Source organism: Spirillospora sp. CA-128828 (assembly GCF_050945415.1).
Lineage (GTDB): Bacteria > Actinomycetota > Actinomycetes > Streptosporangiales > Streptosporangiaceae > Spirillospora.
Genome location: NZ_CP191986.1, coordinates 2664539 through 2681338, shown reverse-complemented (window position 1 = coordinate 2681338; position 16800 = coordinate 2664539). Strand labels below are relative to the sequence as shown.

The 16800-nt window shown below is 71.7% G+C and carries 18 protein-coding genes and 3 tRNA genes; 8 read left to right on the top strand and 13 right to left on the bottom strand.

The annotated features are described in order from the left end of the window. Positions 1-160 precede the first annotated feature (160 nt). Positions 161-1348 carry an IS110 family transposase gene (locus ACQPXG_RS13415; RefSeq protein WP_433461706.1) on the top strand — a complete coding sequence of 396 codons (1188 nt, stop codon included), beginning with the start codon at positions 161-163 and terminating at the stop codon, positions 1346-1348. A gap of 23 nt (positions 1349-1371) precedes the next feature. Here ACQPXG_RS13415 and ACQPXG_RS13410 read toward each other — a convergent pair whose 3' ends face one another. After that, the gene (locus ACQPXG_RS13410) at positions 1372-2154 is read right to left on the bottom strand and encodes an SDR family oxidoreductase (RefSeq protein ID WP_433467988.1); all 783 of its coding nucleotides are present in this window, start codon (positions 2152-2154) and stop codon (positions 1372-1374) included. Between the two features lie 206 nt (positions 2155-2360). On the opposite strand from ACQPXG_RS13410, the gene ACQPXG_RS13405 reads away from it, so the two are divergent. After that, positions 2361-3566: an IS110 family transposase gene (locus ACQPXG_RS13405; protein WP_433465607.1), complete on the top strand. Its 1206-nt coding sequence runs from the start codon at positions 2361-2363 to the stop codon at positions 3564-3566. Between the two features lie 5 nt (positions 3567-3571). Here ACQPXG_RS13405 and ACQPXG_RS13400 read toward each other — a convergent pair whose 3' ends face one another. Genes ACQPXG_RS13400 through ACQPXG_RS13385 form a run of 4 tightly spaced genes read right to left on the bottom strand, consistent with a single transcriptional unit; the run spans position 3572 to position 6959 of the window. Then, positions 3572-4786 (bottom strand): cytochrome P450, encoded by a 1215-nt coding sequence (locus ACQPXG_RS13400; RefSeq protein ID WP_433467987.1) that lies wholly within the window; start codon positions 4784-4786, stop codon positions 3572-3574. A 10-nt stretch (positions 4787-4796) separates the two neighbouring features. Then, entirely contained in the window at positions 4797-5384 is a 588-nt protein-coding gene (locus ACQPXG_RS13395; protein WP_433467986.1) for a TetR/AcrR family transcriptional regulator, read from the bottom strand. Between the two features lie 50 nt (positions 5385-5434). After that, complete coding sequence (locus tag ACQPXG_RS13390) at positions 5435-6328, bottom strand: hypothetical protein (protein ID WP_433467985.1); 894 nt, start codon at positions 6326-6328, stop codon at positions 5435-5437. Between the two features lie 4 nt (positions 6329-6332). After that, positions 6333-6959, bottom strand: coding sequence for a hypothetical protein (locus tag ACQPXG_RS13385; RefSeq protein WP_433467984.1), 627 nt, complete (start codon positions 6957-6959; stop codon positions 6333-6335). A 227-nt stretch (positions 6960-7186) separates the two neighbouring features. Here ACQPXG_RS13385 and ACQPXG_RS13380 point away from each other — a divergent pair, with 227 nt between their 5' ends. Beyond that, positions 7187-7648 (top strand): hypothetical protein, encoded by a 462-nt coding sequence (locus ACQPXG_RS13380; RefSeq protein ID WP_433467983.1) that lies wholly within the window; start codon positions 7187-7189, stop codon positions 7646-7648. 15 nt (positions 7649-7663) lie between these two features. Here the strand turns inward: ACQPXG_RS13380 and ACQPXG_RS13375 are convergent, their stop codons facing one another. From ACQPXG_RS13375 to ACQPXG_RS13350, 6 genes are all read right to left on the bottom strand, one after another. Continuing rightward, entirely contained in the window at positions 7664-8479 is an 816-nt protein-coding gene (locus ACQPXG_RS13375; protein WP_433467982.1) for an AfsR/SARP family transcriptional regulator, read from the bottom strand. Positions 8480-8633: 154 nt separating this feature from the next. Continuing rightward, positions 8634-8716, bottom strand: a tRNA-Tyr gene (locus ACQPXG_RS13370). A 21-nt stretch (positions 8717-8737) separates the two neighbouring features. Beyond that, positions 8738-8810: transfer RNA gene (locus ACQPXG_RS13365), tRNA-Leu, on the bottom strand. A gap of 5 nt (positions 8811-8815) precedes the next feature. Next, positions 8816-8889, bottom strand: a tRNA-Leu gene (locus tag ACQPXG_RS13360). Positions 8890-9099: 210 nt separating this feature from the next. Further along, positions 9100-10524, bottom strand: coding sequence for a protein kinase domain-containing protein (locus ACQPXG_RS13355; protein WP_433467981.1), 1425 nt, complete (start codon positions 10522-10524; stop codon positions 9100-9102). A 105-nt stretch (positions 10525-10629) separates the two neighbouring features. Then, a complete protein-coding gene (locus ACQPXG_RS13350; protein WP_433467980.1) occupies positions 10630-11205 on the bottom strand; it encodes a TetR/AcrR family transcriptional regulator in 576 nt (191 codons plus the stop codon). Between the two features lie 73 nt (positions 11206-11278). Here ACQPXG_RS13350 and ACQPXG_RS13345 point away from each other — a divergent pair, with 73 nt between their 5' ends. Continuing rightward, positions 11279-11986, top strand: coding sequence for an enoyl-CoA hydratase-related protein (locus tag ACQPXG_RS13345; RefSeq protein ID WP_433467979.1), 708 nt, complete (start codon positions 11279-11281; stop codon positions 11984-11986). 1 nt (position 11987) lies between these two features. Here ACQPXG_RS13345 and ACQPXG_RS13340 read toward each other — a convergent pair whose 3' ends face one another. After that, positions 11988-12659: a hypothetical protein gene (locus ACQPXG_RS13340; protein ID WP_433467978.1), complete on the bottom strand. Its 672-nt coding sequence runs from the start codon at positions 12657-12659 to the stop codon at positions 11988-11990. A 23-nt stretch (positions 12660-12682) separates the two neighbouring features. Here ACQPXG_RS13340 and ACQPXG_RS13335 point away from each other — a divergent pair, with 23 nt between their 5' ends. From ACQPXG_RS13335 to ACQPXG_RS13320, 4 genes are read left to right on the top strand one after another with little or no spacing between them, the layout of a single operon-like run. Beyond that, a complete protein-coding gene (locus tag ACQPXG_RS13335; protein WP_433467977.1) occupies positions 12683-14143 on the top strand; it encodes an aldehyde dehydrogenase in 1461 nt (486 codons plus the stop codon). Continuing rightward, positions 14140-14874 (top strand): SDR family oxidoreductase, encoded by a 735-nt coding sequence (locus tag ACQPXG_RS13330; protein WP_433467976.1) that lies wholly within the window; start codon positions 14140-14142, stop codon positions 14872-14874. Before ACQPXG_RS13335 ends, ACQPXG_RS13330 begins: the two co-directional genes overlap by 4 nt. Next, on the top strand, positions 14871-15713 hold the full coding sequence (locus ACQPXG_RS13325; RefSeq protein WP_433467975.1) for an NAD(P)-dependent oxidoreductase: 843 nt from the start codon (positions 14871-14873) through the stop codon (positions 15711-15713). Before ACQPXG_RS13330 ends, ACQPXG_RS13325 begins: the two co-directional genes overlap by 4 nt. After that, complete coding sequence (locus ACQPXG_RS13320; protein ID WP_433467974.1) at positions 15706-16077, top strand: carboxymuconolactone decarboxylase family protein; 372 nt, start codon at positions 15706-15708, stop codon at positions 16075-16077. Before ACQPXG_RS13325 ends, ACQPXG_RS13320 begins: the two co-directional genes overlap by 8 nt. Here the strand turns inward: ACQPXG_RS13320 and ACQPXG_RS13315 are convergent. Next, positions 16074-16646: an acetamidase/formamidase family protein gene (locus tag ACQPXG_RS13315; RefSeq protein ID WP_433467973.1), complete on the bottom strand. Its 573-nt coding sequence runs from the start codon at positions 16644-16646 to the stop codon at positions 16074-16076. The two genes, ACQPXG_RS13320 and ACQPXG_RS13315, sit on opposite strands and share 4 nt — an antisense overlap. Positions 16647-16800: the final 154 nt, after the last annotated feature.

Here is a 16800-nt window from a genome sequence, read left to right as displayed (position 1 = left end):
TGGCTTTCACGGCTCTGCCGCCGATATGGCTCCGGAGGACTGGCCGCCCGGCACCCCCTGACGGCACGGCTGCTGATTGGGAGCTGCGAACTGATCGCCGTGTAGGGACATGCCAGCGTGGCCGTCTGCGGGATAGGTGACGTCGTCGTATGGGAGCGTGATGGGCCAGATCTGGGCTGGTGTCGATGCAGGGAAGATCCACCATCACTGCGTGGTCATCGACGGCGACGGCAAGCGGTTGCTGTCGAGGCCCGTCGCCAACGACGAACCCGAGCTGCTGAAGCTGATGAGCGACGTCCTGGATCTGGGTGAGGCGACCTGGGCGGTGGACCTGGCCGACGGCGGAGCGGGCCTGCTGATCGCGATCCTGGCCGCCCACGACCAGCCGCTGCTCTACATCTCCGGCCGCAAGGTCAACCGGGCTGCCGACGGCTACCGGGGCGAAGGCAAAACCGACGCGCGCGACGCCGCCGTCATCGCCGACCAGGCCCGCATCCGCCGGGACCTGCTTCCACTGCGCGGCGCCGACGAGATCAGCGTGGAGCTGAAGCTGCTCACCGCCCGCCGCACCGACCTGGTCCACGACCGAACCCGCGCCATCAACCGGCTGCGCGCCGCACTGACCAGCATCTTCCCAGCCCTGGAGCGGGCTTTGGACGTTACCAATGCGGGGCCGCTGATCCTGCTGACCGGCTACCAGACCCCCGCCGGGCTGCGCCGCCTCGGCCGCACCCGGCTGGAGGCGTGGTTGAAGGCCCGCCGGGTCCGCGGCGCGGCCCAGCTCGCTCAGGCCGCTGCCGACGCGGCCGGCCGCCAGCACACCACGCTGCCCGGCGAGACCCTGACCGCCCAGCTCATCGAGGCTCTCGCCAGGGAGGTGATGACCCTCAACGAGCACATCAAGGACGTCGAGCAGCTCATCGAGGACCGGTTTCGCCGACACGAGAAAGCCGAAGTGATCACCAGCCTGCCCGGCATCGGAGTCATCCTCGGTGCCGAGTTCCTGGCCGCCACCGGCGGCGACATGGACGTCTTCGGAAGCCCCGACCGCTTGGCCGGCTTTGCCGGCCTGGCTCCCGCCGCACGTGACTCCGGACGCATCCACGGCAACCTGCACCGCCCGCAGCGCTACCACCGCGGACTCCAGCGGGTCTTCTACACCTCCGCGCTGATCAGCATCCAGCGACATCCAGAATCGCGCGCCTTCTACGACCGGAAGAGGCGCGAGGGCAAACGGCACACCCAAGCCGTCCTCGCCCTGGCCAGACGCCGTGTCAACGTCCTGTGGGCCCTCCTGCGCGACAACCGCACCTTCCAGGCCACCCCACCCACGCTCAAGGCGGCATGAGCCCAGATCGTCAGTTGACAACGTCATTGGGAGTCCTCCAACGGTGCTTCGGGCTGTACTTCGACGAGCCGGAGATGAGCGCCGCGCGGGGCCGCGACGATCGCGGCGACGGCGGCGGCGACGTCGGACGGGCGCAGGAAGTACGGGTGCCGGGCGTGGCCCCACTTCACCCAGTCCTCAAGGACGGCGCCGGTCGTCTCCGCGTCCCAGGTCATGCCCATGCCGGTCGCGGTGGGTCCGGGCCGGACGATGGAAGCCCGGACTCCCGTCCCCTCCAGCTCCATCTGCATGGTGCGGGCCATGCCCTCCACGCCGTTCTTGGCCGCGACGTAGGCGCCCGTCCATGAGCGGGGCGCGGGGACGGTGTCGGAGGAGATGAACACGATGTCGCCGCGCCGCCGCGCCACCATCGGCGGGACGAAGTGCGAGACGAGCCGATGCGCGCCGACGAGGTGGATCTGCACCTGCGCGAGGAACTCGGCGGAGTCGAGCTCGTGGAGGCGTCCGGCGGACAGGTCCCCGGCGCCGGAGACGACGATCTCGATGGGGCCGAGCGCGTCGGCGATGGCCGCCGCGAACGCCTTGACGGAGTCGGAGTCGCCGACGTCCAGCGGGTGCGCGAACGCCTCGCCCCCGCCGGCCCGGATCGTCGCGGCCAGTTCCTCGCACTTTTCGAGGCGTCGCGCGCCGAGCGCGACCGGGTGCCCGGCCATGGCCAGCGCCGTCGCCGTCGCCGCGCCGATCCCGGACGACGCGCCCGTCACCACGGCCGGACGCCGTTCGGGATGCGGGTCGAACCGGGGCATCAGCTCTCCGTAAGTTGTGAGGCGGCCCGGGGGGGCCGGGTGTGGCTGATCGGTTCTTGCCTGTTGTGGCTCGGAAGGAGTGGCCGCCCGGCTTTCCGGGGCGCCCCGGCCTCTGATTGAGATGTGCGGATCGGTCGCTGTTTACGGAGATGACGGCGGGGTGTTCCTCGGGCCGGACGCTGTCGGTGTCGAGGTGAGGAACGGGCGTGCAACAGCCGGAACGGGCTCGGGTGTGGGTCGGTGTGGACGCCGGCAAGGTGCACCATTGGGCGGCAGCGGTCGATGAGACCGGCGCGCAGGTGTGGTCGAAGAAGATCGCCAACGACGAGTCGGCGATCCTGGACGCGATCGGTGAGGCGTTCGCCCTGGCCGAGACCGTCGGGTGGGCGGTGGACATCGCCGGGACGTCCTCGGCGCTGCTGCTGGCGCTGCTGGCCGCGCACGGCGCCGAGCCGGTGTACGTGCCCGGCCGGACCGTGCACCGGATGTCGGGCGCCTACACCGGCGAGGCCAAGACCGACGCCCGCGACGCCTACGTGATCGCCGAGACCTCCCGGCTGCGCCGCGACCTCACCGTGATCGACGTGCCCGCCCAGCTCGCCGCCGACCTGGCGCTTTTGACCACGCACCGGACCGACCTGGTCGCCGACCGGGTCCGCCTGATCAACCGGCTGCGGGACGTGCTGACCGGGGTGTTCCCGGCCCTGGAGCGCGCGTTCGACTACTCGGCCCACAAGGGTGCGCTGGTGCTGCTGACCGGATACCAGACCCCGGCCGCGCTGCGCCGCCGCGGCCCGGCCCGGCTGGAGGCATGGCTGCGCAAACGCGGCGTCCGAGGCGCCGCCCAGGTGGCCGCGACCGCGATGGCGGCCGCGAGCGCCCAGCACACCATCCTGCCCGGCGAGACCGTCGCGGCCCAGATCGTCGCCGACCTCGCCACGCAGCTGCTCGCCCTGGACGACCGCCTCAAACGCCTCGACGCCCAGATCACCGAGACCTTCCGCGGCCACCCGCAGGCTCAGATCATCGAGTCGATGCCCGGCATCGGCCCGATCCTGGGCGCCGAGTTCGTCGTCGCGGCCGGTGATCTGGCCGCCTACGCCGACGCCGGACGGCTCGCCTCGGCGGCCGGACTCGTGCCCGTCCCACGTGATTCGGGCCGCCGGACCGGCAGACTGCACCGGCCCACCCGCTACAGCCGACGGCTGCGGCGGGTGTTCTACATGTCCGCCCAGTCCAGCATCACCCGCCCCGGACCCAACCGCGACTTCTACCTCAAGAAACGAGGCCAGGGCCTCAAACACACCCAGGCCGTCATCGCGCTGGCCCGCCGCCGCGTCGACGTCCTGTGGGCCCTGCTGCGTGACGGACGCAGGTTCACCCCCATACCGCCCGTCACACAAGCCGCTTGACATCCTCATTGAGACTCCTTCCGCCCTCGGACGGCCACGCGCACGGGCAGCGACGCGAACCCGCGGACGTTGACCGAGTGCACCCGTTCGGCGGCGTCCTGATCGACCTCGAAGGAGGAGACGCACCGGACCAGCTCGGTCAGCGCGACGCGGGCCTCCAGCCGGGCGAGGTTGGCGCCGAGGCAGAAGTGCCGTCCGCCGCCGAAGCTGACGAGCTGCGACGTGTCGCGGTCGAGGTCGTAGGCGTCGGCGTCCTCGAAGACGCGCGGGTCGCGGTTGGCCGACCCGGCGAGCAGGAGCATCCGGTCGCCCGCGGGCACCCGCCGCCCGTGCATCTCGACGTCCCGCTCGACCTTGCGGGCGAGCATCTGGCTGGACGTGTCGTAGCGGAGCGTCTCCTCCACCCAGTCGTCCACGCGGGCCGGGTCGCGGAGCGGCTTGGCGGCCTGGTCCGGATTCCGCGCCCCCCAGTACAGGGCGTTGGCGAGCAGCTTGGTGGTGGTCTCGTTCCCGGCGACCACCATCAGGAACAGGAACGCGATGATCTCGGTGTCGTCCAGCCGGTCGCCGTCGACCTCGGCCTCCAGCAGCGCGGACGTCAGATCGTCCGACGGCCGGCGGCGCCGCTCGGCCACCATGTCCTGGTAGTAGCCGACGAGGGTGAGCGCCGCGTCCATCCCGGCGGGCGGGACGTCGTTGAGCCCCTCCTCCCGGTGCACGACCGTGTCGGCGAGCCTGCGCACCTCCACCCGGTCGGCCTCGGGGACGCCCATCATCTCGGAGATGACGTCCATGGGCAGCAGCCCGGCGAAGTCGGACACGAAGTCGAACTCGCCCTTCTCCAGGGCGGGCTCCAGGTGGCGCCTGGTCAGCGCCAGGATGCCGTCACCCAGTTCCTTCACGCGCCGTGGCGTGAAGCCCTTGGACACCAGCGCCCGCATCCGCGTGTGACGCGGCGGGTCGAGCGCCAGGAACGACATCGTCCGGTGGGCCTGCGGGCCCCAGGCGCTCGGTTCCACCGAGACGCCGTGGGAGTTGGAGAACGTCGCGTGGTCGCGAAAGGCCGCCGAGACGTCGGCGTGCCGGGACAGCGCCCAGAAACCGATCTCGTCGTTGCGGTACAGGGGCGCCTCCTCGCGGAGCCGCGCGTAGAGGGGATAGGGGTCTTCGTGGACGGCGTAGTCGAACGGGCTGTAGGAGACCTGCGCAGCAGGGTCCACGGCCGTCACCTCACTCGGGGGGTTCGGGCAGGATCAGTTCCGCCATCTCGGCGAGCCGGTCGGCCATGCGGGCGTAGGAGGTGTAGCCCATGCCCGCGTGCACCAGCGCGCCGGTGTAGGCCAGCTCCAGCGCACCGAGGATCTTCGGGTCGTCGTGATCGCGCAGCGCCGCGCGGAGCCGCTCGCGGATCGCGTAGCCGATCCGCATCCGCAGCTCGCGGACGTCGGGATCGGTGCCGAGCAGCGCGGTGGTGCACGCCGCCGCCAGCTCCGGCTCGTCCGACACCAGCAGCGCGATCTCCCGGAGCGTCCCCTCCACCCGCGCGCGCAGCGCGCCGTCCGCCCGCACCGGCGGCAGGGCGCTGAGCCGCCGCCAGAACACCTCGGTGATCAGGTGGTTCTTCGAGGCGAAGTAGGTGTAGGCGGTCGCGGGCGCGACCCCGGCGCGGCGCGCCACGTTGCGGACGGTCAGTCCCTCGTAGCCGGACTCGCCGACCTCCGCCACGGCGGCGTCGGTCAGCCGCCGCACCGTGTCGGCCTGCCGCTCGGTGAGGCGGCGGCGGGTGGGCTCGGTCGCCTGCTGCTGGTTTCCGGACACGTGTCCAGACATTAGTTCAGAAACCCCCGCCGCGCAACGCCCGGCCCCGCTCAGGGAGCCAGATCGACCCGGACGTTCTTCGCGGAGTCGGGCAGCAGGATCACCGTCGCCCCATTGCCGTGCGTCCAGCCGGCCGGCAGTAGGAACCAGCGGCCGCCCGCGTGCGCGAGCGCGCGCAGGCCGTTGTAGCGGTAGCCGAACGCGGCGTCCGCGCCGTTCAACCGCACCACGCCGACACCGGGCCCGCTGATGAACTGCCGGTCCTGCGCGTACACGACGGCCTGCGGCCTGGTCAGCAGCGACAGCTCGATCGCGCGGGCGGCGTCGAGGCCGTGCCGCTGCGCCGTGTTGGCCGTGGACCAGAACGCCGCGATCAGGGCGAGCGCGATGAGCAGCAGGCGCCGGACGGCCCGGGTGGATCCGAGCAGTTCCGACCATCTGCCCCGCGCCACCCCGTACCGCGTCGCGGCCTCCGCGACGTACTCCAGCAGCAGAGCTCCGGCACCGAGTGCGGCGGGCGACAGGAACGGCCCGCTCAGGGCGTCGTCGCCATGCCGGTGCAGGCTGACGGCGCCGATGGCGAGCAGGACCAGCGCCAAGGCCGCGAGGCACCCGCACACGGCCACCCGCAGGCGGTGGGAGGCGTCGCGCATCAGGTGCAGGAGCAGGTGGTGGAGGACGAGTGCTCCCACGCCGATGACCATCACCGACGCCAGCGGAGAGAACACGGGTCCCGCGCTCAGCAGGATGTAGTCGGTGGTGGTGAAGCCGACGGTGCCGAGGTCGACGCCGAAATAGGCGAACAGCGCCTGCTCGCGCACGTAGCCGAAGTAGTACAGGATCGCCGTGAGCACACCGGTGGACGCCAGCACCCGCCCGGCGATCTCGACGATCCGGTCGACCGACCGTCCTTCCCCGGACGCCCCGGCCGGCTCCCCCGCCATCGGGTCAGGGACTCGTGCTCGTGCCGGGTCCGTCGTTCCCGTGCCCGGCCCCGCCGCCGCCGGGGCTCGCGGGCGAGGACTCCTCCGGTTCACCCGAATGGTCACCGGGCTCCGGCGATTCCGTCCTCTCCTCAGGCGAGCCTGCCGTCTTCCCAGGTGAACCCGCAGTCTCCTCAGGCGAGACGCCTTCGGCGACCTTGACCACGTCGTCCCTGTGCCGCAGGCCGATCCGCATGCACACGCCACCGCACTGGGAGTCGTCGCTGGTCTCGACGAGGCCCTGCACCTTGCCGCCGGCCTTTCGCAGCCTCATGCACGGCGCGCCCGCGACGCAGGGCCGGCGGTGCCTGAACCTTTCCCGGACGGCGCGCGCGCAGGGGTCCGAGTCCGCGTCGGTGATCTCCACGGCCTTGCGGCAGGCGGCCGCGATCCCGCGCAACTGCGCCCGGGTGAGGCGGGTCCGGGCCACGTCCGTCGCCTGGGGCTGGGCGTCCCCTCCCACCGCCAGACCGCTCGCCTGCATCGGCAGCGGCGTGCTCGCCGGCGCCGCCTGCTTCTCCCCGCCGCAGGAGACACAGAGGATCAGGGCCACCCCGCCGAGGACGCACGTTCGCCGGAAAACCATGCCCACCCCGCAATCACATAACGTCACCAGACGCACACGCTGAGGAGCTTCCCCCGGGGCCGCGCGGCAAAACCGAGCGCATGGCGTGCGCCTCCCCCGAGTACCGAAGTCCCCTGATCGGCGGTGAAGCCGGCGCGAAGCAGATCTGAAGCGGTGGACGGATAGAAAGAAGCAGCCAGGTCACGGCGAACGCCTCTGACCGGTCACCCGCGACCGAAAGGAAGTAGTGGGCGATGAAGACCGTCAAAACGGCAACCGCACTAATGGCGCTCGGCAGCAGCCTCCTGGGCGGCGTCGTCGCGGCCTCCCCGAGTGAGGCGGCGCCGATCCAGAAGACCGCGGGCGCCAGGGCCCTGCCCTTCGTCACCGTCACCCCCGACCCGGAGTACATCGCGGACCCGATCCGGATCGATCCGTTCGACTGGGTGAATAACTGCCCGCCGGGCAGGTTCTGCGCTTATCAGGCCGACAGCGCGAGCCAGGATCGCTATCTCGGATTCCAGTTCTACAAGTGCAGGGAGTATGCCCTGAGTAATTGGGGTGTCTACGGCAGCAACTTCCGGGCGGTGTTCAACAACCAGAACGTCACCGTGAAGTACCTGAACGAGCGGCACGCCGAGATCGACTCGACTCCCCCGTACAAGCGCGATGTGGTGGGGTGGAAGGCCGTCTGGTACATCAGCCTCTGCAACTGACGGAGCGACCGCCGATCACACACCGACCTCAAGGCTCGGTGCCCGGCTGGCCAGCAGATCCGCATGGATTCGCGTCAATGTCGGATGGGGGTCCGTGCCGAGCTCGGCGGCGATGCGCGCTCGGATCTCCTCGTACCGGGCCAGTGCGTCGGCCTGGCGGCCCGAGCGGCAGAGGACGATGAGCAGCCGCGCCCACAACGACTCGCGCAACGGATACCGCGCGGTCAGCTCACTCAGTTTCGCGACCAGCTCCCTGTGCAGGCCGGCGGAGACGTCAAGGTCGATGCGCCGCTCCAACGCGGCGAGGTACCGTTCGACCAACCACGGCGTCTCCGCCTCCTGCAGCCAGTGGGACGGCACACCGTCGAGCGGCCTGCCGCGCCACAATTCGAGCGCCTCCGCGAGCCGCGCCCGTTCGTCCGCGGGGTTCGACGCGCGGGAGGCCGCGTTCAGCAACCTGACGAACCGCAGGACGTCGACGTGTTCGGGATCGGCATGCAGGACGTAGCCGAGTGGCCCTGAACCGATCGACCCCGCACCGAGCACGCCCCGCAGCCGAGCGATATAGGTCTGCACGCTGCGCCGGACGTTGCCCGGTGGTCTCTCATCCGCCCACACCGCCGTGGCCAGGCGTTCGACCGAGACGACCTGGCCGGACGACAGCGCCAGCGTCGCCAGCAGCGCCCGCAGCCTGCCCGCCGACAACGAGACCGCATGCCCGTCCACGGAGACGGCCAGCGGGCCCAGCAACCCGACGGAGAGCACTCCCCGCGGCCCGCCGTTCAGATCGCCTCCGAATGTGACGCTCGATTCCCCGCTACGCGTACGCACATTGGCCCCCGCGGTCCATCCGATGCCTTCGGCGTTTCGTTCACCAAGGTAGCCATTCATCCGCTCTCGCTCCGGTGTCCAAATGTGCGGGACAGAACGAGACAAAGCGGGACGCCCCGAAAACCTGTGCGGGCGTTGGTATTGGACCGGGATGTGGGGCGGGTGGGATTCGAACCCACTCAGCGCATGGCAACCGGGTTACAGCCGGACCCGACTCTCCTACGTCGGCGCCGCCCCTTGCGCGGATCGTCGCGCGAGTACCTCCGGAGGGATTCGAACCCCCAGCACACGGCACCTCATGCCGCTGTCTCTACCGTTGGACTACGGAGGCTTGCGTGCGGCTCCCGGGATTCGAACCCGGAACGTCCACTTCCTGAGAGTGGTCTCTCTGCCGGTTGGAGTAGAGCCGCAAGAAGATCGCGAGGGTGGCGTCACTCGCAGCGGCTCGTCCGGGGAGGTCTCTAGGAGACGCGATACCGGCCGGGGCGGGCGTGCGACGCCGAGGGCAGTCGAAGTCGATACTGCTCCAGTGCCATGGCCGGTCCTCCTCTCGGGTGCTCCGTCTTGGACGGGCTGACGTCGTCTACGGTGCCACCGGCCGTGCGGCGGGTGCAACGCATTTATTGATCAGGGGTGTCCGGCAGGGACGCGCCGAACGCGATCAGGGCCCAGAACGCGACCATGATCCAGCCGAGTGCGATCCCGGTGACCGCGAGGCCCAGCCCGCGCTCGCCGGAGCGCCGCAGCCGCACCCACGCCATGTGCCCGGCGACGATCGCGGGGATGGACGGCAGCCCGCACGTGATCAGGCCGACCGCGCCCATGGAGACCGCGTAGATCGCGAGGCTGTTGACGGGCGGCTTGGTGTGCGGGTGGTGCGCGGCCGGGTACTGGTGCGGCGGCTGCGTGGGGTGGCCGTGGTAGCCCGTCGGCTGCTGGTACACGGCCGCACGGGCGTCGATCGCGTCCGCGTAGCGGTGCCAGGACTCCGCCTCGGCCGTCCGGCCCTGCCCGCTGAGCAGCACGGCGAGGTTGCGCATCGCGCCCGGGTCGCCGGCCTGCGCCGCCTGCCGGTACTGCCCCTCGACGAGCGCCGCCGCCTCCCCCGCGGCGAGCGCCGGAGCCGGCGGCGGGACGATCGCGGACGTGTGCGGCCCCGGGGCCTGCGTCGGCGGCCGCGCGGGCGCCTGGGTGCGGGGCCCGGCGGGCGCCTGGGTGCGGTGCCGGGGCGGCGCGGCCTCCTGCCGGACGCCGCTGGAGATGAGTCCGTCCAGCAGCGACTGGGCGGACGGCCGCCGCGCCGGGTCCTTCTCCAGCGCCGCCCGGACGGCGCTGAGCAGCGTGCCGTCGAGGCCGCTCAGGTCCGGTTCGCCGCTGATGATCTGGTGGATGACCGCCGGCAGCGAGTTGCCGCCGAAGCAGGGCCCGCCGCGCGCCGCGAACGCCACCGTCGCGCCCCAGGCGAACACGTCGGACGCCGGGGTCGCGCCGCGTCCGTCCAGTTGCTCGGGGGCCATGAACGCGGGCGTGCCGACGATGCCGCCGGTCGCGGTGAGGCGCGTCCCGTCCAGGGAGCGGGCGATGCCGAAGTCGATGACGCGCGGCCCGAACGTGGACAGCAGCACGTTGGCGGGTTTCAGGTCCCGGTGCACGACGTCCGCGTCGTGGATCGCGGTCAGCGCGGTGGCGATGCCGACCGCGACCGCCTCCAGGTCGGCGCCGCGCAGCGGGCCCTCCTTCGCGACGGCGGCGTCGAGGCTCGGGCCGTTGACGAACTCCGTCACGAGGTAGGGCGGGTCCGCTGCGGGGTCGGCGTCCAGGACCGGCGCGGTGCAGAACGGCCGGACGCGCTGCGCCGCCGACACCTCCGCCTCGAACCGCGCGCGGTACTGCCGGTCGGCGGCGAACTCGCGCCTGATCACCTTGATGGCGACCTTGCGCCCGGACGCGTCCAGCCCCGCGTACACCGTGCCCATTCCGCCCTCGCCGAGGCGGTCCACGACCCGGTACGGGCCGATGCGCTCCGGCAGGTCGACGTGCGGCACGGGACGTTCTCCTCAGGACGGGAATCGGCCCGACAAGCCTGGCACATCCGGACGCTTCGCGTGCCACCGTCCGCGATCATTCTGTGGTGGGCTCGCCAGGCCGCCTCAGGCGAGCTCGGCGCGCAGCGTCCCCGCCACGACCTCGGCGGTCACCTCCAGCGGCCGCAGTTCGTGCGCCGCCCGGCCGAGCACGAGCGCCCCCTCGAAGGCGCTCAGGACGAACGTGGCCAGATCCCGGGCACGCGCCTCCGGAATCCCGGCCCCGGCCAGCCGCCGCGCGACGGAGACCTCCCACGACGCGAACACCTCGGCGCACGCGTGCCGCAGCGGCTCGCTCGTGCTGGCGGCCTCCAGCGCCACCGTCGCGATCGGACACCCGTCGCTCCAGTCGGACTTCCGCAACGCGTCCGCGCTCAGCGCGAAGAAGTCGCGCACCGACTGGACGACGTCCTGCTCGGCCCGCTCGAAGACAAGGTCGAACAGACGCAGATAGCGATCGCCGGAATGCCGGACGGCCTCGGTGCCCAGCTGTTCCTTCCCGCCCGGGAAGAAGTGGTACAGCGACCCCCACGGCGCCTCGCCGGCAGCGGTGATCTGCTTGAGCCCCGTCCCCGCATACCCCTGCTCGCGGAACAGCTGGGCACTGGCCTCCAGCAGCCGGGTCCGTGTATCGCGCGTCATGCCGACACCCTAGCCATTGCCCTCACTAGATCGATCTATCTACTATGACGATCGATCTAGATATGGAGGACGCATGACCGTGCGCAGCGAACGCCAGGGCCCCGTCGAGGTCATCACCCTCGACCGACCGTCCCGCCGCAACGCCGTGGACGCCACGACGGCCCGCCGGCTGGCCGGAGCCGTAAACGACTTCGAGACGGGAGACGCCAGGGTCGCCGTCCTGACCGGTGCCGGCGGCACGTTCTGCGCGGGCAACGACCTCAAGGCGATGGCCGCAGGCGAATTCCCCGCCCCCACCGCCGAGGGCCCGCCCCCGATGGCGGTCACGCGCTCCCGCCCGTCCAAGCCGGTGATCGCGGCGATCGAGGGCTACTGCTTCGGCGGCGGCTTCGAGCTGGCCCTCTGGTGCGACCTCCGCGTCGCCTCGGAGACCGCCGAGTTCGGCCTGCTCAACTTCGAGCACGGCCTTCCGTCCCTGGACGGCGCCACCGTGCGCCTTCCCCGCCTGATCGGCGCGTCCCGCGCCCTGGACGTCCTCCTGACGGCCCGCCGCGTCCCCGCCCAGGAAGCCGCGGACTGGGGCCTGGTCACCACCCTCACCCCACCCGGCGAAGCCCTGAGAACAGCCCTGACCCTGGCCGAACGAGTGGCGGCTCTCCCGGAACCCGCTCTCCAGGCCGCCCGAACCTCACTCCTGGCACAGCCGTCCTTGCCCGAACCGGAAGCGTTGAAGAACGAAACGCTTCTCGCTCTGGCCGCCCTCGCCCCGTCAGATCGGTGAGTCAGGCGGGGACGTGGGGGGTGCCGTCACGGAAGGGCGGGAACCGGAACTTGGCGGCGGTGGTGCCGGCGGTCATGCGGGTGATGTCGGCTTCGGCGAGGACCTCGGTGTCCTCGTCGATGACGACCTCCCAGCGGCAGTGCGGGACGCGGCCGGCGGGGACGCGGGGCGGGCGGTGGACGGGGCGGATGCGGGCCTTGGGATTGACGGCCTGGGCGGTGATGTCGAACGTGCCGTCCTCGATGGTGTGGCACATGCCGCGGACGGAGCGCTCGCCGAAGGGCTCGACGTCGAGAAGGGCGCCGCAGGAGCGGAGCTGGAAGTAGCCGTGGGTCTCCGAGACCAGCTCGTACTCGACGTCCATGTAGTGCTGGGCGAAGCCGGGGTCGAGCTGGAGGCACTTGAAGATGGCGGAGACGCCGTTCCCCTCGATCTTCATGATCTCGCGGATGCGCCGGGTGTAGACGGGGCTCGCCCCCTTCCACTCCTCGATCGCGATCTCCTCCACGACCTGCTGGCCGTAGCGCAGGCCGACGGCGGCCAGACCGGAACGGTCGAGGATCTGCGCGATGAGCGCGTACTCGCGGACGAGCCGGACGAGCGCCTCCTTGGAGAGGTCCTCGAAACGGAAGTCGGGATCGAATTCGCCGGAATAGTCCTTGCGTTCGGTCATGGCCTGAACTGTAGTCTGGACAGGTGTCCAGAACAACCGATCGCTTGCTTCTGCTGGACGGGCGGCTCGTCCCCGGCACGGGCGGCGCCTTCGAGACGATCGATCCCGCGACCGAGGAGGTGCTCGGCACGGCCGCAGACGCCACGGCCGCCGACATGGACCGCGCGATCGGCGCGGCCCGCCGGGCGTTCGACGAGACCGGGTGGGCGGCCGGCCACGCGTTCCGTGCGCGGTGCCTGCGGCAGCTCCGCGAGGGGCTGCGGCGGCGCGCCGACGAGCTTCGTGAACTCACGATCAGGGAGGTGGGCGCGCCCAGGTTCCTGACCTTCGGGGCCCAGTTGGACGCGCCCGTGGACGATCTCGGGTGGTTCGCCGACCTCGCCGAGGGCTACGAGTGGGAACGGGACCTCGGGCGGGCCGAGCCGATGGGGATGCCCAGCCTGCGGCGGGTCCGCCGGGAGGCCGTGGGCGTCGTCGGCGCCATCACACCGTGGAACTTCCCGCACCAGATCAACCTGGCCAAGCTGGGACCGGCGCTGGCGGCGGGGAACACGGTGGTGCTGAAGCCGGCGCCCGACACCCCCTGGTGCGCGGCCGTCCTCGGCGAGGTCATCGCGGCGGAGACCGACATCCCGCCCGGCGTCGTCAACGTGGTGACGTCGTCCGATCACGGGCTCGGTGCGCAGCTCGCCGAGGACCCGCGCGTCGATCTGGTGTCGTTCACCGGGTCGACCGCGACCGGGCGGAAGGTGATGACCGCCGCCGCCGCGACGCTCAAGCGGGTGTTCCTGGAGCTCGGCGGCAAGTCCGCGTTCGTGGTGCTGGACGATGCCGACCTGCGGGCCGCCTGCTCCTACGCGGCGTTCGCAGGGGTGGCCCACGCCGGTCAGGGCTGCGCGATCACGACCCGGATCCTCGTCCCGCGCGCGGACTACGAGGAGGCCGCGGAGATCACGGCGAAGGCGCTCGCGAAGCTCGGCGCCGGCGACCCGCGGGACGACCGGACGATCTGCGGCCCGGTCATCTCGGCGAAGCAGCGCGAACGGGTCGAGGGCTACCTGGAGCTGGCCGCCGCGGAGGGCGGCGCGTTCGCGTGCGGCGGCGGCCGCCCGCAGGACCGCGACCTGGGCTTCTGGATCGAGCCGACGCTGATCACCGGGCTGACCAACGACGCCCGCGCGGCGCGCGAGGAGATCTTCGGGCCGGTGCTGGTGCTGCTGCCGCACGACGGCGACGACGACGCGGTCCGGATCGCGAACGACTCGCCGTACGGGCTGTCGGGCGCGGTGCACGCCGGCGACGCCGAGCGGGCGCGGGCGGTCGCCCGGCGGCTGCGCACCGGGACGGTCAGCGTGAACGGCGGCGTCTGGTACGGCGCGGACGTCCCGTTCGGCGGCTACAAGCAGTCGGGCATCGGCCGCGAGATGGGCGTGGCCGGGTTCGAGGAGTACCTGGAGACCAAGGCGATCGCGGAGGGCGTGTGAGGTTCGAGGGAAAGGTCGCGGTCGTCACCGGGGCCGCGCAGGGAATCGGCGAGGCGTACGCGCGGGCACTGGCGTCCGAGGGCGCGAGCGTGGTCGTGGCGGACGTGCACGAGCGCGGCCAGGGCGTCGCCGACGACATCAAGGGCCTGTTCGTGCGGACGGACGTGTCCGACCCCGCGTCCGCGGAGGCGATGGCGGCGGCGGCCAGGGAGCGGTTCGGCGGGATCGACCATCTCGTCAACAACGCCGCCATCTTCGGGACGATGAAGCTGGACTTCCTCTTCACCGTCGACTGGGACTACTACAGGAAGTTCATGTCCGTGAACATGGACGGCGCGTTGCTCTGCGCACGCGCCTGCTACCCCCATATGCAGGCGCGCGGGGGCGGCTCCATCGTCAACCAGTCGTCCACTGCCGCGTGGCAGTACTCGGGCTTCTACGGGCTGGCCAAGGTCGGCGTCAACGGGCTCACCCAGCAGCTCGCGCACGAGCTGGGCGGCATGAACATCCGCGTGAACGCGATCGCGCCGGGCCCGATCGACACCGAGGCGAACCGCACCGTGGTCCCCGGCAACATGTCGCAGAAGATCGTCCAGGACAAGATGGCGCTCAAGCGGATGGGCTCGCCCGAGGACCTCGTCGGCGCCTGCCTGTTCCTGCTGTCCGACGAGGCCGCCTGGATAACCGGCCAGATCATCAATGTCGACGGTGGTGAGGTGTTCCGCTCATGAAGGTCGGGTTCATCGGGCTCGGGCAGATGGGCGCGCCCATGGCGGCCCATCTCGCCGGCGAGGGCCTGGCCGTGTACGACGCGCGCGCCGAGGCGATGGCGCCGCTGGTGAAGGCGGGCGCGCGGGCGGCGAGGAGCGTCGCCGACGCGGCCGCGCACGCCGACCTCGTGTCGGTGATGGTCCGGGACGATGAGCAGGTGAACGAGGTCGGCGCGGAGGTGCTCGCGAGCGCCCGCCCGGGCACGGTCCTGGCGATCCATTCGACGATCCGCGCGAAGACCGCCGAGGACCTCGCGACCCGGGCGCGCCGTTACGAGATCGAGGTGGTGGACGCCCCGGTCAGCGGGGGGTTCATGGGGGCGAGCGCGGGCAGCCTGGCGGTGATGGTAGGCGGGACGGACGAGGCGTTCGAGCGCTGCCGTGAGCCGTTCGGCGCCTGGGCCGGCCTCGTCCTGCACATGGGGCCGGTCGGCGCGGGCACCCGCACGAAGCTGGCCCGCAACCTGCTGCACTTCGTCGCGTTCACGGCCGCCGCCGAGGCGCAGCGGCTGGCGGAGGCGTCCGGGGTGTCGCTGCGCAAGCTGGGCCGGGTGGTCCGGCACACCGACGCCGTCACCGGCGGCGCCGGCTCGATCATGCTGCGGCCGACCACCGCGCCCATGACGCCGGACGACGACCTGTACGCCATCCTGAGTCACACCCGGGACCTCGGCGAGAAGGACCTGGCGCTCGCGCTGGAACTGGCGGACGAACTCGGCGTCGACGCCCCGCTAGCCCGCATCGCCCTCGGCCGCTTCGGCGCCGGGCTCGGCCTGACGGAAGGGAACGGCGATGGATGAGCGGCGCGAGCGCGGGCTGGAGATGATGCGGCAGGTCTACGGCTGGGAGATCGGGGACGCGCCCGGCGACTTCTTCGGCATCACCGTCGACCACCTCTTCGGCGAGATCTGGACGCGTCCCGGGCTGAGCATGCGCGACCGGCGCCTGCTCCTGATCGGTGTCCTCGCCGGTCAGGGGCTCAACGACGTCCTCGACATCCAGATCCCGGCGGCGCTGGCCAACGGGGAGCTGTCACCGGACGAACTCCGCGAGATCGGCATCTTCCTGACGCACTACATCGGCTGGCCGCTCGGCTCGAAGCTGAGCGTGCAGATCGACACCCTGATCGCCCGGCAGGAGAAACGCGCGAAGAAGGACGGTTAGGCGATGCGCGGGGACGGGTCGGGCATCAGCATCGGCCCGGTCACGCGGAACCGCTCGACGCCCCGCCGGGTGAGGTTGACCCGCAGGTCGATCCAGCCCGGGAGCCCGGAGTCGCCGCAGCCGTACGCTCCCCGCACCGGGAAATGCAGGTCGCCCACGGACAGCTTCGCTCCGCGGACGTTCACCGGCAGCAGGAGGCGCGACCCGGCGGCGAGCGGCGCGATGAGGCAGCCGCCCACGTCGCGGCCCCGCGCGTCGCCGGGCACGGCCACGGCGTCGGACGGCGCGCAGCCGATGATCCCGGGGTGGCCGCCGGCGTCGTGCACGCCGCCGGACCGCCCGACGCCGAGCACGTCCACCACGATCACATCGCCGGGCTCGGCGCCGACGACCACGAGCGGCCCGCACAGCAGCACCCCGGCCCCGGGCTCGCGGCCGGGACACTCCATCCGGACGGACCCGCCCGTGATGACCTCCGCGACGCCGGGAACGTCGGGGTGCCAGTGGGAATGACCGAGGACGTCCCGCGTCCCGGGGTCACCGAGGTCGAACACGGCTGGTGAGGGCATCGGGCGACGCTCCTTCCGGCAGAGGATCAGGCGGTGATCCGATCGTGACGGGCCGCTGTTTCCGCCCGGTTTCCACGCCCTGACGCCCAGGTAAGACGCCCATCACCGGGAAATCGCGGAATCAGGGGAACCTCGCCCCCGCTTCCAGCATCCA

Coding starts and splice junctions, on each gene's coding strand:
- ACQPXG_RS13415 (WP_433461706.1), top strand. CDS start 161: ATGGGCCAGATCTGGGCTGGTGTCGATGCAGGGAAGATCCACCATCAC.
- ACQPXG_RS13410 (WP_433467988.1), bottom strand. CDS start 2,154: ATGCCCCGGTTCGACCCGCATCCCGAACGGCGTCCGGCCGTGGTGACG.
- ACQPXG_RS13390 (WP_433467985.1), bottom strand. CDS start 6,328: ATGGCGGGGGAGCCGGCCGGGGCGTCCGGGGAAGGACGGTCGGTCGAC.
- ACQPXG_RS13380 (WP_433467983.1), top strand. CDS start 7,187: ATGAAGACCGTCAAAACGGCAACCGCACTAATGGCGCTCGGCAGCAGC.
- ACQPXG_RS13350 (WP_433467980.1), bottom strand. CDS start 11,205: ATGACGCGCGATACACGGACCCGGCTGCTGGAGGCCAGTGCCCAGCTG.
- ACQPXG_RS13345 (WP_433467979.1), top strand. CDS start 11,279: ATGACCGTGCGCAGCGAACGCCAGGGCCCCGTCGAGGTCATCACCCTC.
- ACQPXG_RS13340 (WP_433467978.1), bottom strand. CDS start 12,659: ATGACCGAACGCAAGGACTATTCCGGCGAATTCGATCCCGACTTCCGT.
- ACQPXG_RS13325 (WP_433467975.1), top strand. CDS start 14,871: ATGAAGGTCGGGTTCATCGGGCTCGGGCAGATGGGCGCGCCCATGGCG.
- ACQPXG_RS13320 (WP_433467974.1), top strand. CDS start 15,706: ATGGATGAGCGGCGCGAGCGCGGGCTGGAGATGATGCGGCAGGTCTAC.
- ACQPXG_RS13315 (WP_433467973.1), bottom strand. CDS start 16,646: ATGCCCTCACCAGCCGTGTTCGACCTCGGTGACCCCGGGACGCGGGAC.